At 62.2% G+C, this 15,083-nt stretch carries 13 protein-coding genes; 9 read left to right on the top strand and 4 right to left on the bottom strand.

The window, feature by feature from the left end:
* Positions 1-19: 19 nt before the first annotated feature.
* Positions 20-1,459: a hypothetical protein gene (locus V7D81_RS08775; protein WP_324315805.1), complete on the top strand. Its 1,440-nt coding sequence runs from the start codon at positions 20-22 to the stop codon at positions 1,457-1,459.
* Entirely contained in the window at positions 1,456-2,853 is a 1,398-nt protein-coding gene (locus tag V7D81_RS08770; protein WP_324315803.1) for a hypothetical protein, read from the top strand. The genes V7D81_RS08775 and V7D81_RS08770 overlap by 4 nt, the downstream gene beginning before the upstream one ends.
* Positions 2,854-3,042: 189 nt before the next feature.
* Here the strand turns inward: V7D81_RS08770 and V7D81_RS08765 are convergent, their stop codons facing one another.
* Positions 3,043-3,180, bottom strand: coding sequence for a hypothetical protein (locus V7D81_RS08765; RefSeq protein ID WP_324315801.1), 138 nt, complete (start codon positions 3,178-3,180; stop codon positions 3,043-3,045).
* Positions 3,181-3,283: 103 nt separating this feature from the next.
* On the opposite strand from V7D81_RS08765, the gene V7D81_RS08760 reads away from it, so the two are divergent.
* Entirely contained in the window at positions 3,284-6,745 is a 3,462-nt protein-coding gene (locus V7D81_RS08760; protein ID WP_324315800.1) for an eCIS core domain-containing protein, read from the top strand.
* Here V7D81_RS08760 and V7D81_RS08755 read toward each other — a convergent pair.
* On the bottom strand, positions 6,735-7,367 hold the full coding sequence (locus V7D81_RS08755) for a response regulator transcription factor (protein WP_324315798.1): 633 nt from the start codon (positions 7,365-7,367) through the stop codon (positions 6,735-6,737). The two genes, V7D81_RS08760 and V7D81_RS08755, sit on opposite strands and share 11 nt — an antisense overlap.
* A 470-nt stretch (positions 7,368-7,837) precedes the next feature.
* On the opposite strand from V7D81_RS08755, the gene V7D81_RS08750 reads away from it, so the two are divergent.
* The 4 genes from V7D81_RS08750 (at position 7,838) to V7D81_RS23220 (ending at position 10,305) form a co-directional block, all read left to right on the top strand.
* Positions 7,838-8,131, top strand: coding sequence for a hypothetical protein (locus tag V7D81_RS08750; protein WP_324315796.1), 294 nt, complete (start codon positions 7,838-7,840; stop codon positions 8,129-8,131).
* 510 nt (positions 8,132-8,641) lie between these two features.
* A complete protein-coding gene (locus tag V7D81_RS08745; RefSeq protein WP_324315794.1) occupies positions 8,642-9,226 on the top strand; it encodes a nucleotidyl transferase AbiEii/AbiGii toxin family protein in 585 nt (194 codons plus the stop codon).
* Positions 9,227-9,337: 111 nt separating this feature from the next.
* Positions 9,338-9,700: a hypothetical protein gene (locus tag V7D81_RS08740; protein ID WP_324315792.1), complete on the top strand. Its 363-nt coding sequence runs from the start codon at positions 9,338-9,340 to the stop codon at positions 9,698-9,700.
* A gap of 374 nt (positions 9,701-10,074) precedes the next feature.
* A complete protein-coding gene (locus tag V7D81_RS23220; protein WP_442958338.1) occupies positions 10,075-10,305 on the top strand; it encodes a pyocin activator PrtN family protein in 231 nt (76 codons plus the stop codon).
* Here the strand turns inward: V7D81_RS23220 and V7D81_RS08735 are convergent.
* Entirely contained in the window at positions 10,193-11,416 is a 1,224-nt protein-coding gene (locus V7D81_RS08735; RefSeq protein ID WP_324315790.1) for a tyrosine-type recombinase/integrase, read from the bottom strand. The two genes, V7D81_RS23220 and V7D81_RS08735, sit on opposite strands and share 113 nt — an antisense overlap.
* A gap of 104 nt (positions 11,417-11,520) precedes the next feature.
* On the opposite strand from V7D81_RS08735, the gene dusA reads away from it, so the two are divergent.
* Positions 11,521-12,549, top strand: a complete 1,029-nt coding sequence (gene dusA / locus V7D81_RS08730; RefSeq protein ID WP_324315854.1) for a tRNA dihydrouridine(20/20a) synthase DusA — start codon at positions 11,521-11,523, stop codon at positions 12,547-12,549.
* A 6-nt stretch (positions 12,550-12,555) separates the two neighbouring features.
* On the opposite strand, the gene V7D81_RS08725 is transcribed toward dusA, so the two are convergent.
* Positions 12,556-13,845, bottom strand: coding sequence for a M20/M25/M40 family metallo-hydrolase (locus V7D81_RS08725; RefSeq protein ID WP_324315788.1), 1,290 nt, complete (start codon positions 13,843-13,845; stop codon positions 12,556-12,558).
* 310 nt (positions 13,846-14,155) lie between these two features.
* On the opposite strand from V7D81_RS08725, the gene V7D81_RS08720 reads away from it, so the two are divergent.
* Complete coding sequence (locus V7D81_RS08720) at positions 14,156-15,067, top strand: adenylate/guanylate cyclase domain-containing protein (protein WP_324315786.1); 912 nt, start codon at positions 14,156-14,158, stop codon at positions 15,065-15,067.
* Positions 15,068-15,083: the final 16 nt, after the last annotated feature.

Raw genomic sequence — 15,083 nt, 5'->3', positions numbered from 1 at the left:
CGGATTCAAGGGGATCGAAATGAACAAACGGGAAACGCAACACGCTAACCAATGTCAGGGCGAGGAATGCCCCTCTGGAATGCGCAATCGCTACTTCCGCCGAAAAACCCTGGGTGCCACTGAATTCCGGGTCGAGCAGAACTACTTCCTGCAGCGACGCCGAATCATCAATCGCAGCGTGCATGGCTGGGGCGTCGTGGGCGGATTCAGCATGCCGCAGCCCGGCGATGGACACGTGGGCCCGGGGCTGGCCTTCGATCGGCACGGTCGCGAGCTGCTGCTCTGCGAGGCAGTGAAAGTCGACGAGCGCAACACTTTCGTCGTCGATCCGGCGAAGCCTGGCGAGACGCGGCCTCTGCGCCAAGCCGCGCCCGGAGTCTATCTACTGCGCGCGCACTACGCTGAACGCGCACTCGGTGATGCCGCGCTGGATCCCGAGTGCGGTTGCGACACGCCAGAGAAGAATTTCATCTGCGAGACCGTGGTCTTCTCGCTGATGCCGTTGCCAGACGATGATTGCTGTCCTTGCGCCGAAGGGCCCTGCCAACACAAATGCTCCTGTGGCGATGACTGCTGCGGCGCTGGTCGCGGGCCCCATGCCCGCCTGTGTGAGTGGGTCGAGGAAGCTGAAGTGAGCTGTAGCTCGCGCCTGCCATGCCGCTGGCGCCAGTACCAGATCGATCTTTGCGATCCCGTGCCGCTCGCGTGCGTCACCGTCGTGCAGAGCCAGGATCCCTGCAATCCCGTCGGGCTCGGTGAAGTGAAGGACGCCTGCGCTCCGCGGCGGCTGGTGAAGAACAACGACCTGCTCTACGACCTGATCCGCGGCTGCGACCTGACCCACATCGATCACATCAGCTGGGCGGTGTTCCATCGCGGCGAGAGGATGAGCCTCGACGAGCTCAAGTATTTCCTTGGCCCCGGAGTAGTGACCGAGGGCAAGCTGACGTTCGCGCGCACTCTCTTCCGCATCCGCTTCAGCTGTCCGGTACTCGCCGAGACAGTGACGCCGGACTGTTTCGCCTTCCGGGTGACGCTGCGGCATACCGACACAGGGTGGTTCGATCAGCGTGTCGTGCCCGTAATCAAATCCGAATGCGATCCGCCGACAAGTGGCGATCCAGCCAACACCACACGCGCGGTCACGTTGTGCCTGCATCGGAAGCTCTACAAGGAAGTCACTGGCGAGGCCAGCGCGTTCGACCCTCAGGTCAACCAGGAAGCCGTGGTCGAGATCGAGGTGTACGGTGACTACATCCTCGATTGCCGGAACCAGCCCATCGATGCCAACGCGCGAGGCTACGCGCTGCGCAAGCCAAGACCGCCTGACGGCCAGCCGGTCGATGACACGCCGCCCAAGCACCTGGGCAACGGCACGCCGGGCGGCTCATTTCTTTCCATCTTTCACGTCGACATCACCGGCGAGACCGACTCCGGCGATCGAGGTCTGCAGCAATGAACACCAAGAAACTGCTCGCTCACAAGGATGGAGTCGCAACTCTGGTGCGTCCGCTGTACGCGCCCGGACTGCTGCTCGAAGACACCGATCTGACCACGGCCGTCGACTACACACGCAATGCTCTGCAGCTAGCCATGCGCTCACTGTTCGGCTGCGGCGTGATCTGCGGCCTGGAGATCTCGGGCAAATACATCTGCGAGCGCCGCCAGGTGCAGATCATTGTCAGCGCGGGCGTGGCTCTCGATTGCTCAGGCAATCTCATCCACGTGCCCAAGGACGTGACGCTGCTCTATGACCCGAAGTGCGACACGATGAAGCCGGAGTTGTGGGTGGAGGTTTGCTACAGCACCTGCGAATCCAAGCCAGGCAGCACCGCGTGCTCGGAGGAAGACAGCCTCACGACCGTCAATAGGCGCAGCCGCGATGCCTACGCCATTCGTGTCTGGGAGTCCCGTCCGAAATGCGCCTGCGCGTGCCCATCGCAGGACACCCGGAATCCGGATCCAGATCCCAATGATTGCTGTGGCGGCGTTACGGTGACGACGACGGTCGAAACATCTTGCTGTGGACAAGAGCAAACGGCCACGACCACGACCACGACCGCGCCGCCGGCCTCCGCACCCGTCGGTACGCAGCAGCAACAGCAGATACCGCTGCCGGTCTGCGCGTGCTACGAGGACCACAACAACGGCAAATGCGGCTGCGATTGTGGCGGCGATTGCGTGTTGCTCGGCGTGCTGAAGATCCCCTCCGACCAATCCGAGCAGTGGCAGGCGGACCGCACCGCGCGCCGCTTCGTCAGGCCCATGCTCCTCGGTGCGAGAGATTGCTACTGCGAGCAGTGCCAGCGCTGGGATCAGGGAGAGTTCTCCGAATCCAGCTATTCGTATGACTTGATCCGCTCGGATCGCCAGTATGTGGCGAACACGACCGAATCCTTGCAACTCGTGCGCGGCGCGCAGATCTCGCTCGCGGAGAAGCTGAACGTCAGCAGGCAGTCCCTGAGCCGAATTAATGGCGACATCGAGACGCAGCAGGCCGAGATCACGCGTCTGGAGCGAGTGGCGGCGGGCGCGCAAGTACCGGAGCAGGAGAAGAGGGCGGCGGAAGAGGCCTTGCAGCAGGCCCGCAGGCGAATAACCGAACTCAAGGTGCTCAAGGACAAGGCCGATGAGCGGATCGAGGCTCAACAGACGGAGCTAGACCGCGGTGAGAAACGTCTGGTGCGGCTCAGCATCGATAGAAACATCTCCGCGCACCAACAGGAGCTGGCGTATATCGACGAGAGAATCCTGCAGCGCCCTGGCGGTAAGGACACAGTCCTCGCGAAGCAACGCGAAGCCGCGCTGGAGGCGCTCAAAGCCGAGACGGAAAAACTCTCCAAGCTGAAGTGAACTCTCGCGTGCGCGCCGGCAGACGATGAGCTCGCACAAGACAGTCGCCAGGCAAGTTGCGGCTCAGGAGCGGCGGCACGCTCCCAAGCCGGCAGTGCACGTGCACAGGCAGGCCGCGCCGACGGTTCACCGCGCGCAAATGATTCAGCAGCGCCTGGGAAATCAGGGCACCCAGGCTTTCGTTGCGCGTCAATGCACCAGCTGCGACTCGGCGCCGGCGCAGACCGCATCGATGAGCGTGTCATCGCCACACGATCCCGCCGAGCGCGAGGCCACGAGCGTGGCCAGCAGCATCATGCGGATGAGCGCAACCGCGACACCCAGCATCACCTCCGGAGTTGGCGTGCAACGCGCTCCGATGTCCAGTGGCCTAACGTCGGCACCACCCGAAGTCGCGCGAGAGATCACTGCGACATCGGGTGGCACACCGATGAACGATGCACTGCGCGGCTTCATGGAGCCGCATTTCCGCGCCGACTTCAGCAAGGTCCGAGTGCATACCGACGCGCGTGCCGCGCAGCTCAGCGAAGGGCTCAATGCGCGCGCCTTCACGGTCGGCAATCACATCTATTTTGGTGCGGGCGAGTACGCGCCCAACACGGATCAGGGCAAGGAGCTCATAGCGCACGAGCTCACGCACGTCGTGCAGCAGGGCGGTGGCGGCGCGACCGCCGGTGCGCAGATCCAGCGTGAGGAGAAGAAAGGCTGGTTCGAAAGCGCCACCGACTTCGCCGGCGAGATCGGCTGGGGAATCGTCCGCGACTATGCACCCGACCTGGAACCGGTGCTCAAGCGCGGACCTGAGGGCGTTTTCGACTGGCTCAAGGATCGCGCCATGGGCGCGGCCGAAGGGCTGTTCCAGAAAGTCACCGCGCCCGTGCGCGCCATCGAAGGCTTCGGCGCGAAACTGTCGGCGCGTTTCGCGCCCATGGTGACAGCCGTGCAAACCGCGTCCGCTCAGATCGCACGCAACGACTGCACGCCGCTGCGCGATGCCGCCGAGAAGATCGAGAAGACAGCGGCTGCGCTCATTCAGCCTGTCGTCGAGTTCCTGCAGCCGGTGGTCAAGAAGATCCAGGACTTCATGAGCGCCGTGTGGGACAAGATCGGCGCGCCGCTGTGGGAAGCGATCAAGGACTACGCGGCGGAGCAGTGGCGCCAACTCATGTGGCTGTGGGATGGCGTCAAGACCATCGCCAAGTGGATCTGGGGCAAGACCGCGACCTTCCGCGCGATGGCCGAGAAAGCCTGGGTCTGGTTCAAGAACAAGCTCGGCATCGGCGAAGGCCCCGAAGGCGAGGACGGACTGCTGCAGTGGGTCCAGCGCAAGGTCGAAGCCGCGTGGGCGTGGGTCAAGGCGAAGATCGAGCCGTACAAGAATGAACTCATCGCCATCGGCACCAGCGTGGGCGCGGTGGCGCTAGCCATGTCGCCAGCCGGTCCCATTCTGCTGATCGGTGGCGCGGTGTACGGCGCCGTGCAGGCCCTGCGCTGGGTCCATGCGAACTGGGGCAAGGGCAACATCATCGTCACGGCGCGTGTCTACGTCGAGAAGACGCTCATTCCGGGATTGCTTGCGAGCACCAATAAGCTCGGCGCCTCGCTGACCAAGTTCGCCAATTCCATCAGCGGCTCATTGGGCGCGCTGGCGGCCGGTCTGACACGTTCCGTCGGTACGCTCGCCGCATCGGTGCTGCGCTTCGCCGTGAACGCCGTGCAGTGGATCGCCGACCAGGCTCAAGCTTTGGCGGCCTGGGCGACGGACAAGCTCAATAGCCTGTCCACCTGGGTCAGCAACGCCGTGCTGAAGCTGCAAGGCTTCATGAAGAAGGTGCTGACACTGCTGCAGCGCCTGGGCGACGTGCTGATCGACATCTGGTCGCTGCCGATGATGCTGGCGGCCGGTGTCTGGAACGCCATTCCCGCCTGCATCCGCGATCCGATCGTGGACTTCGTCGGGCCGATCATTCTGCGGCAGATCGAGATCTTCCAGGAGCTCGCCAAGAACGACGAGGCGTGGCAGCAGACCAAGGCCGACGTCTACCAGATCATTCACCTGGTGTTCGTCAATCGCGATCTGAAGGGTGCGATCAAGGCCACGTTCTATCTCGTCCTGCGCGTGTTCAATCTGCCGCCGGACCTGTTGCGCATCGTCGCCAACAAGGCGCTGGCCGCCTGGGACACCATCAGCAAGGCGCCCATCGCCTTCCTCAAGAACACCGTGCGATCGCTCGGCGTCGGCTTCAAACGACTGTGGAACAACATCGGCGAGCATCTCGAGTTCGGCCTGCAGGAGTGGCTGCTGGGTCCGCTCAAAGACAAAGGCGTCGCTCCGCCGTCGAGCTGGACCGATCCCAAGGCCGTGTTCGGATTCGTGCTCGACGTGCTCGGCCTATCCGTCAGTCACATCTGGGAGCTGCTCGCCAAGCGTTTCAATCCCACCAAGGTGGCCGCGGTGCGCAGCTTCTTCGGCGCCATATCCAAGGCCTGGGACTGGATCAACAAGGCCATCGACACGTCGAAGACGCCGGAGGAGAACACCAAGGGCATCATCGAAAAGGCCAAGGAGTTCGGCAAGACCGTGCTCACCGGCGTGGTCGAGTGGATCGCGGGCAAGGTGGCGACCGAGCTGGCCATCATGGCGGCCGCGGCGGCGGCATCAGCGGGCCTGTCGGAGGTCGTCGACATCGTTCGCCGCATCTACAAGGCGCTAGTGACGGCCGTGAAGTGGGCGCGGCGCATTCTCGACATGATCAACGAGACCTTGGGCAGCGTGCTGCAGATCGCCTCCGGACAAGTGGACGCGGTGGGCGAGAAGTTCGAGAAGATCCTGCATCGTGGCATGCCCGTGGTGATCGGCTTCCTCGCCGACCAGGTCGGCCTCGGCGATCTCGGCACCAAGCTGCGCAGCCTGGTCGAACAGCTGCGCGCCAAGGTGGACGAGGCCATCCTCTGGCTCATCGACAAGATCAAGGCGGGACTCGAAGCGCTGATCAGCGGCGTGAAAACGGCGGTCGGCAAGATGCTCAACTGGTGGAATGCGCGCGACAAGGTCACTATGGCGGAGGGCGAGGAGCACGACGTCTACTTCAAGGGCGACGAGGAAACCGCGGAGCTCATCATCGAGAGCACGCCGCGGCCGCTCGCCGACTATCTCTCCGACTACGTCCGCAACGAGAAACCGGATGACGCAGAGAAGGCCGTGATCCAGCAGATCCGCGACCAGGTGTCGTTCATCCAGAAGACCAAGGGCAAGAAGGGCGACTTCGGCGCGGAGCGCGGCCTGCAGATCCAGCAGGCGTTCGACAAGATCGTGGTGTTGCTCGGCCGGCTCAAGGGCAAGGCCGCTCCGCTGAAGAGCGAAATCGACTGGCCGGCGCAGAAGTCAGGCGACGGCCGGACCATGGTGGCGAAGGTGCTGAGCCTCAACCCCGGCGGCAACGCCGGCAGTACGCCGAGCGACGAATCAGCACTGTGGAAGCAAGTGCGGCGCCGCGTCTGGAAGGGCGGGAACACGCCCATCTACGTGCGCGGCCATCTCTTGAATCACCATCTGCACGGCGGCGGCTTCGCCAAGAACCTGACGCCGCTCATCGGCAAGGCGAACACGCAGATGGAGTCCCGGATCGAGTCCGCGCTCAAGAACGCGATTCTCGGCGAGAAGCGCGTGTTCCGGTTCGAGGTGAACGTGATCTATTCCCAGCCCGCCGGCGAGATGATGCAGTGGGACGACGGCACCTATCCGGAGATGAAGGTCGCCAACCGCGTGGAATGGAAAGCGATCGAGCTGGGGTCCAACGGCAAGAAGGATCTGAAGGGTGCGACTCCCTTGGTGGACAGCGTCGACAACGTGCTGCCCAAGGTCTCGGAAACGAAACTGGTCAAGCCTTGAGGGCGACGGGCCGCGTGCGGCAGACGACATCCATGCGTCGCGGCAGGTTGAGCTTCTCAAGGATGTTGTGCACGTGGTGCTTCACCGTGGCCACGCTGAGGTCGAGCTCGCGCGCGATCTCCTTATTGGAGAACCCGCGACGAATGAGTGCGACCACCTGCTCCTGACGATTGGTGAGCTCGTCAGCGGATTCGAAGTCGGGGAGCGCGCTGCCGAAGAACAGAGCGCGCATAAGTTCGGCCGAGATCTCCGCGGGACAATGCAGGCGCCCGTTGCCGCAGTCGAGCACCGCACGCCGCAGCACTTCAAGACCCGCGTCGCGAGGTACGTAACTGGTGAAGCCACTTCGCCCGCAACGGACGATGGCTTCGCTCTGCTCCTCAAGTCCGAATGCCAGCAGAGACATGCTGGGCCATTCCGCTGCAAGCTCGCGAATGGAGCGGTCGTCGGCAATCTGCGAAATGTCCACCAGCACGACATGACATGGACGCGCGCGGAGTAGTTCGTGCACGACGTGCACGCTGGTCGCAATCTCGACGCTGAGAATACCCGGTTGACCCATCAAGCTGGAGGCAAGGCTCTCGCCCAGCAAACGAACGGGTGTAAGGAGGACGACGTTCATCGCACCCGATTCCGTTCGTTCCTTGTTCTAAACCCGAAAGCGCAACCCAGAAGCGCGATTGACTCGATCTGATCATCGGCACTGCCGTATGGTAAAGGATAGAACTTACTATTCTCGATCTCAAGCTGAAGTTCCAGTGACTCCACCTTGTGGGTAGGTCTCTGCTTCGTGTCACGAGCCGATAACAAATGTCTGAGTCTCGACACGGCGGGGATCTGGGCTTGGGTTCTGCAAGAAAGTCACAGTCGTGCCGGCGCCCAACGGGCTAGTAGGGAGGCGGGGGCTGTTCTATCCGGGCGTAACGAACAAGAAGAGCTAGCGCGTTCGCGCCATCGAGAATTGCTACTGCAATGGCACCGGCTGTTCCCGCGGATTGACTTTTGCGCCCCCTTCGGCCCACTGTTTCCGGCGCACCGCGCGAGAACTTCGGTTCACGGATTCCAAGAGGGCGGCTGTCATGAAGACTGCGAATGATCGCTTCTCGACGACAGGCGAAGGAAACGTTGTCGCAAACTTGTTTTGGCACCTTGATGATCATTTGGGGCGTCATCCGCGTCCCCATCCTGGTTGTTCTTGCCTTTATCGAGCCGTTCGTTCGATTTGTCCTGATTGGAATCGCGATGCTCAGTGTGCTACGCGCTTTCATCTCCAATGGCTCCAGCGCGCCGCCGCCCATCCCATTCTGGGTGATGATGTGCATATCGCTGGGTTGCTTGATGCTCGTCCCGGCCTGCCACTTCCTGCTTCGGCTATTCTCGAAATAGCCAAAAAATTAACTTTATAATCAATTAGATGGATGGAAATATCGGCTTGCACTTTGTCGGGTTTTTGCAAGCACCATCCCATGCGCCGTCGAAGCCAAAAGACATTGCGAGACAGGGTTGAAGCACTGATCGCCCGCAGGGGCGACGATGTCTTTCTGACCCGCGAATTCGCTCGCCTTGGGGGCGAGGACCAGGTCATTCGAGCCTTGCGGGAACTGGTGCGCGACGGTCGACTGATCCGGTTGGGCTACGGTGTGTATGCGTGTGCCGAACGGTCCAGGCTGTCGGGTCGCCCCATCCTGACTGCGCGCGATGGATTCGTTGGCGCCTCACGAGATGCGCTGACCAAGCTCGGGGTCGATTGGGAGACCACCGGACCACCGAAGCAGAGCGGGCATACAACGAAGGCCGGTCGACTCAAGTGCCAGCCAATGCGGTCGTCCGCGTCAAAGGCCGCTTCGCGCGCCGACTCGGCTATGGTGACAACACCCTCGTCGTCGAGCGACGAACGTGACCTATGATCCAGCCGAAGTTCGTGCAGCCCAAGAACACTTCGGTTTCGCGCGTCCCGTACTCATCGAAAAGGACTGGCACATCCTTCGTGCGATGAGCGCGATGGTTGCAACGGACGCAGCTCCGTTTCAGCTCATCTTTTCGGGCGGCACTTGCCTGGCTCGCGCGCACAAACTGATTCGCCGCATGTCGGAGGACGTCGATTTCAAGATCGTGCCCGTCGACACCGCGTCGATCAGCAAGAGTCAGCGTCGCAAACAGCTCGCAGAGTTGCGTGACAAGATCACTGCGCAACTGCAAGCAGCGGGCTTCCCAGTCGATCCTGCCGACAGCGCGCAACTGCGATCCCGTGACGACAACCACTATACGGTCTATCAACTCCAGTATGGATCGCCCGAGGAAGAGGAATCTCCGCTGCGACCTACGATTCAGATCGAACTGAACTACGCGACATTGCGGTTACGCATGCTCGTCGTACATCAACGGAGGCACTGGCGCTTGCTCGAACGGTGTCCGCATCCGTCGAGATGCAATTCAGGCCGCGATACTCGGTCGGGTGAACAGCGATTTGCTGTCGCCTGAAAGGGTGAAGGCTATGACCCGAGAGATGGAACGCTATTACACAGAGCGAATGAAGGCACAGGAATGTCGATCGGCTGAGGCGCCGCTGGTGCTTCACAGCTAGACGCCCGCTTGGCTCGACTGCGCGAGCGGCTTCGCCAGGGCGACCCAGATATGGAACCGGACGAGCTGCGTGCCGCCATCGACAAGGCCGAGGCCAAGCGCCGGGAACTGATGGACTTGAGTTCCGAAACAAAGGATTCGGCGAAAGTGATGAGCATGTTGCCGAAAGCGGCGGAACTCTACCGCCAGCAGATCACGGACGGACTGGATGGCACGCCCGAGGCTGCGGCGAAAGCCCGGACGATCCTCCGAGACATGCTTGGCGAAATCCGGCTCCAACCTGCGGCGGATGGAGGCTTGTGGGCGGAATACGGAATGAACCCCGCAATCCTGTTGAAGGGTGCCGGGTCAGATGGTCGGGGTAGGATTTGAACCTGCGATCTATACGTCGGGAACTAGGAACACGCGCGGTGCTGAGACTTTGGGGTACCGTTGGGGGTATCGGCCCAATTGAACGGTCAAGGCCCAATTGAAGGGCGCTGCGATTCCTTAAGAGTGCGGCTCCTGCTCGGATCGCAGCACAACGATTCGCCCTCGTCCGCACGCGTCAGAAGCATTCTCCTTTGGACGTTGTACGAGCTGGACGTTGTACGAGCAAATTTCCAAGTATTGGCAAAAGACGCATGTGAACTCGCGCTTGTTGTCGGGCTTGGGGTGTGGCGATGATGTGCCCAATGATCAGGTGTCAGGAGCTTGCGCCCCTGGACACGACGGATGGCTGACGTAGTTTCGGGAGATCCAAGGACGTGAACAGCACCTATTTCGGTCTGTTGGCGGAGTTCGGTGAAGCGAATGTTCGGCTGGAGCGCGTTGCGCCGAAGTATTTTGGGCTTAGCTATGACGAGGCCCGTCGGCGAGCTCCGGCTAAGCTGCTTCCGTGCCGTGTTTTCCGACTCGGCGGCCAGAAGTCACCTTGGCTCGTGAGCGCGGCCGATTTGGCGGAGCTGATCGACCGGCAGAGGGAGCGGGCGAGCTAAATTCCGGGCTGTTGGCGGCGTTACAAAGCTCGTGGGCACTTCCGTTTGCTTCAGCGTTTGCAAGCGGGAGATCTCGGGTCTGTTCGGGACGTAGGTTGGTATAGCGCTTGAGCTCGTTCCAGGAATCATGGAGCGTGAATTGGGCCACCTCATGAATCTGGTACCCGCGCTCGAACAGGCGACTGGTGCCCTCGTGGCGAAGATCATGAAAGCGTAGATCCTTGATCCCGAGTACCTTGCAAGCGCGCGTGAACGCAGCACCGACGCTTCTTGAGTCATAAGGAAAGATCAGAGCATTCTCCTTAGCCTGACGCGCAACGATTTCCCAAGCTTCCGGCGTATATTTGAATCGACGGTCGTTGCCTTCCTTGGACGTCGGATGTTTGGCGTTGCGAACGAGGCCGGTCCGTGTTTTCTCGTCGTTGTCTTCGACTTCGAGACGACAGATCTCGGCTTGGCGGCGAGCGGAATGGATGGCGAACCACAGGATGTCGCGCATCGGTATATCGCTGCGACGGTCGCGCCTGCTGAAGTAGGCATCCAGTTTCGCCAGCTCATCCGGCGTAGGACGCCTGTCCCGACGACGGCTCTTGCCGATCAGGCGCAACTCACGACAGGCGTCACGTGCTTCATCTACGACTTCCGGTCGGACAGGGAGTTGCTTGATGCTCCGCGCAGCACGCAGGACGACCCCAATCCAGGTCAGGTCGTTGCTGGCAGTAGCGGGGCCGGCGCCACGCATGCGCCTCAGCCGGATGTGATCGACGAGGGTCGCGGCCGTCAGTGCCAGTGCGTTTTTGGCGCCGAGCGAATGCTTTTCCAGGAACTCTAGTTGCGACTGCTTGGTCCGCTGCCATTTCGACAGTTCCCTGAAATCATCGATATACCAGCGGATGAGACTCTTCAGCGTAGCCTCGCCAAATTGGCTGCGAGCCAGTTCGCCAGGGCTCTCCAGCGCGACTTCTCGAGCCTTGGCCCATTTCTCTGCGGCGGCTCGATGCATGAAGGTTTTTGCTTCGCTGTGAACCACGAGCTTGCCTTTGCGCAAGCGAATCTGGGCCGTGTAACGCAACGTCCCGTCAGATTTGCGGCGTGGCCGGATGGTGGCCATACAATGTCCTGCACTTGGAGGGTACAAGCTATTCTTGTCACCTCTTTGTACCCTCCGCAACCCACGAATCACGCCAAACCCGCAGGAATCCCGCACAAAAGCCAATGACGGAAAATGCTATAAAAACAGGTGATTTCTGCGAAAAACCTAGTCTTTCGCTGGATCGGCGCATCAGCGTCGCGCCGATGATGGACTACACAGATCGTCACTGCCGTTACCTGCTGCGGCTGCTGAGTCCGTCTGCGCTTCTCTATACCGAGATGATCACCTCGGCTGCGATCGTTCGTGGCAATGCAGAACGGTTGCTGGCCTTCGATGCAGCAGAGCATCCGGTGGCGCTGCAGCTGGGAGGCAGTGATCCGCGCGAACTGGCGGTCGCGGCGAAGGTCGGGGCGGACGCCGGCTACGACGAGATCAATCTGAATTGCGGCTGTCCCAGCGACCGCGTGAAGAGCGGGCGCTTCGGCGCCTGCCTGATGGGAGAGGCGTCACTCGTTGCCGATGGCGTCGCAGCGATGCGTGCTGCGGTCGATGTGCCGGTGACGGTGAAATGCCGCATCGGCATCGATCCTTCGCCATCGCCCGGGATGGACGAGTACGAATTCCTTTGCGACTTCGTGCGGACTGTCGCTGCTGCACGATGCGACGTGTTCATCGTGCACGCCCGGCGCGCGGTGCTGAATGGATTGAGTCCCAAGGAGAATCGCGAGATTCCGCCGCTGCGCTACGACATTGCTGCGCGATTGCGTGCGGATTTTCCTGCGCTGACTTTCGTCGTGAACGGCGGCATACGCACCGTGGAGGAGGTGCGCGTGCATCTGCGGAATTTCGATGGCGCGATGATGGGGCGCGAGGCCTATCACAATCCGTACATCCTGGCGCAGCTGCATCATGCACTGATCGACCCGTCGTGGCCGCTGCCGTCGCGCGAGGCCGTTGTCGAGCAGTACGCGCAATACTGTCGCGCTCGCATTGCCGAAGGACATCGGCTGCGCACGATGGTGCGCCACATCCAGGGGTTGTACGCGGGACTGCCGAACGTGCGCGCGTGGCGGCGCTTTCTCTCCGAACAGTCGGCGCAGCCGGCAGCCAATGCCGACGTGCTGATGGAGGCGCTGCGGATCGTCGCCTGATCCGCCTCACTCCGTCTTGATGGGCAAGCGCCCGAAGTCTCCCTGTTTTGTTGCAGCCAGCCACGCCGCGACCGCGAAGGCGGCAACCGACTGATCCAGCGTCTTCGCATCGATCTTCGCGAGCGTGTCGTTCGTGGTGTGGTGAATGTCGAAGTAGGTCGTGGCGTCCAGCGACAGATCCAGTACCGGCACGCCGGCTTCGCGAAGCGGTCTGAGATCGGAGCCGCCCGACGCGGCATTAGTGCCGCCGTTTTCGATGCCCAGCGGCTCCAGCAATGGGTGTATCTGCGCGATTGCCGAGACCGCTTCTGGGGAGACGGACGAGTCGATCCTCCATACCGGGCCCTGGCCGAGATCGGCCTCGAATGCAGCGACGTGGCGATTGATTTCCTCGCCGATCTGGCGCGCATATTCGCGCGCGCCGGACAGGCCGAATTCTTCGTTGGCGAACAGCACCACGCGGATCGTGCGTGCCGGCTTGCGGTCGAGCCGGCCGATCAATCGCGCCGCTTCGGTCACGATGGCGATCCCTGCGCCATCGTCGACCGCGCCCTGGCTCAGGTCCCACGAATCGAGATGCGCGCCGAGCAGGACGATTTCATCTGCACGTTCGCCGCCGGGAATTTCGCCGATGACGTTGGCGGACCAGTCCGGCGGCAGTTCGCGTGCGGTGGAATGCAGCCGCATGCGGACCGGTTTGCCCGCGGTGACCTGACGTGCGAGCAGATCGGCATCGGGGTTGGAAAGGGCGAACGCGGGAATGCGCGGTGCATCCGTGCGATAGGACAATCCCCCCGTATGCGCGATGCGATCGGTCGATGTACCGACGGAACGGATGACTACGGCGACCGCACCCAGATCGGCGGCGATACTCGGACCCTGCGAGCGGATGCTGACGGTCCGGCCATAGCCGCTCGCATCGCGCGTGCGTTCCATGCGCTGGTCGATGAAGACGATCCTGCCTTTGACTGCGGCAGGCGACAGGGCCTTCAGCGCATCCAGCGACTCCACTCGTTGTACCGCTGCTTCGATGCCTTCCTCCGCAGTACCGACGCTGCCGCCGAGAGCAGCAACCACCAGCGATTGCGGGAAGGGCGTGAGGATCGATGCCTCGGCACTACCGCGAACCCAGCGCGGCACGAGCACGTCCTGCGCACGCACGAGGGAGAATTCGAGCGCGCCGAGTTTGTTGAGCGCCCAGCGGACCGCGGCGGCATCGCCCGCGGACCCCGCGAAGCGCGGCCCGACCTCGGTGACGAGGGAGCTGACATGTTCGTAAGCCCGGGTCCCCGCCATGGCGCGATCTCGCAGGGTCGCTGCTGCTGCAAGATCCTGCTCTGACCAGTCGGCAGCGAGGGACGTTGCGGGAGCGAGGGCGAGACCGGTCAGAATCGCTGCAAAACAGGGAAAAAAGCGGGTTCGGGCGATCATCAGCGGAACTCCGGAATGCTAGCGGCCGTTCGAACCGGCGAGCTTATGTAGCGTTGTGTATATAATGCCAGCGCCACCCGGCGGGCTGCGGGGTGGCTCAATACGAACGAAGGAAGGGGTCTGTTGCGAGAGCAGCAGAGCCGCGGATCCGCAGAGGTTTGGACACCAAGAGGTCATGGGCAAAGACATCGAACTGGCCATTCTGTTCGCCGATGTCGTCGGCAGCACCCGGATCTATGAAGTCATGGGCGATCTGCGCGCCCGCGACATGGTGCTGACCTGCGTGGAGATCATGCGTTCGGCCACGGAACAGAATCACGGCACCGTGATCAAGACCATCGGCGACGAAATCATGGCGACGTTCCCGACCCCGAACGACGCCGTGAATGCCGCCAGCCGCATGCAGCACGACATCCGCACGCATTCCGGCCTCAAGGTGGAAGGTCAGCCCATTGCCATCCGCATCGGCGGTCACTTCGGTCCGGTCGTTCTCGAGAATCGCGACATCTTCGGCGCCGCCGTGCACACGGCGAATCGCATGACCAGCCAGGCCAAGGCCGGTCAGGTCATGATTACGAGCGCGATGGTGGAACTGCTCGCGCCGGAATGGCGCTCCGCGGTCCGGCAGATCGACGTGGCCACGCTGAAGGGCAAGACCAGCGAGGACGAGCTGTTCGAAGTCCTGTGGCAGAAGGAAGACGCGACCAGCATGCTGCCGGCGATCGCGCTCAGCGCCGCCGTGTCGCGCGAGAAGCAGCGGCCGCGGCGTCTGCACCTGAAATTCCTGGGGCAGGACCTGCTCGTCGACGATGCGCGCAGCAACATCACCATCGGGCGCGCCGAGGAAAACGACGTCGTCGTCAAGGGCAACCTGATTTCGCGCCTGCACGCGCGCATCGAATTCAGCCGGGGAAAGTTCCTGCTGGTGGATCAGAGCACCAACGGCACCTTCGTGACCACGAAGGAGGGCGAGGAAGCCTTCGTCCGCCGCGACAGCATGCAGCTCAAGGGCGAAGGCATGATCGGCTTCGGCCGGGTGCCGGAGAACGGCTCGCCGCTGACGCTGCGGTATGCGTGTGAAGAGTAGTTGCTGCCTGTAGGTC

Origin of the sequence: Povalibacter sp. (genome assembly GCF_036735925.1) — a bacterium.
Classification (GTDB): Bacteria; Pseudomonadota; Gammaproteobacteria; order Steroidobacterales; family Steroidobacteraceae; genus Steroidobacter.
The sequence above is the reverse complement of the archived record's forward strand: the minus strand, read 5'-3'. Positions and strand labels throughout refer to the sequence as shown.

Bases quoted from the DNA above. Each gene is read 5' to 3' on its own strand.
- V7D81_RS08765 (WP_324315801.1), bottom strand. From the start codon at position 3,180: ATGCTGGGTGTCGCGGTTGCGCTCATCCGCATGATGCTGCTGGCCACG.
- V7D81_RS08735 (WP_324315790.1), bottom strand. From the start codon at position 11,416: ATGGCCACCATCCGGCCACGCCGCAAATCTGACGGGACGTTGCGTTAC.
- V7D81_RS08750 (WP_324315796.1), top strand. From the start codon at position 7,838: ATGATCGCTTCTCGACGACAGGCGAAGGAAACGTTGTCGCAAACTTGT.
- V7D81_RS08760 (WP_324315800.1), top strand. From the start codon at position 3,284: ATGAACGATGCACTGCGCGGCTTCATGGAGCCGCATTTCCGCGCCGAC.
- dusA (WP_324315854.1), top strand. From the start codon at position 11,521: ATGACGGAAAATGCTATAAAAACAGGTGATTTCTGCGAAAAACCTAGT.
- V7D81_RS08775 (WP_324315805.1), top strand. From the start codon at position 20: ATGAACAAACGGGAAACGCAACACGCTAACCAATGTCAGGGCGAGGAA.
- V7D81_RS08755 (WP_324315798.1), bottom strand. From the start codon at position 7,367: ATGAACGTCGTCCTCCTTACACCCGTTCGTTTGCTGGGCGAGAGCCTT.
- V7D81_RS08770 (WP_324315803.1), top strand. From the start codon at position 1,456: ATGAACACCAAGAAACTGCTCGCTCACAAGGATGGAGTCGCAACTCTG.
- V7D81_RS08725 (WP_324315788.1), bottom strand. From the start codon at position 13,845: ATGGCGGGGACCCGGGCTTACGAACATGTCAGCTCCCTCGTCACCGAG.
- V7D81_RS08720 (WP_324315786.1), top strand. From the start codon at position 14,156: ATGGGCAAAGACATCGAACTGGCCATTCTGTTCGCCGATGTCGTCGGC.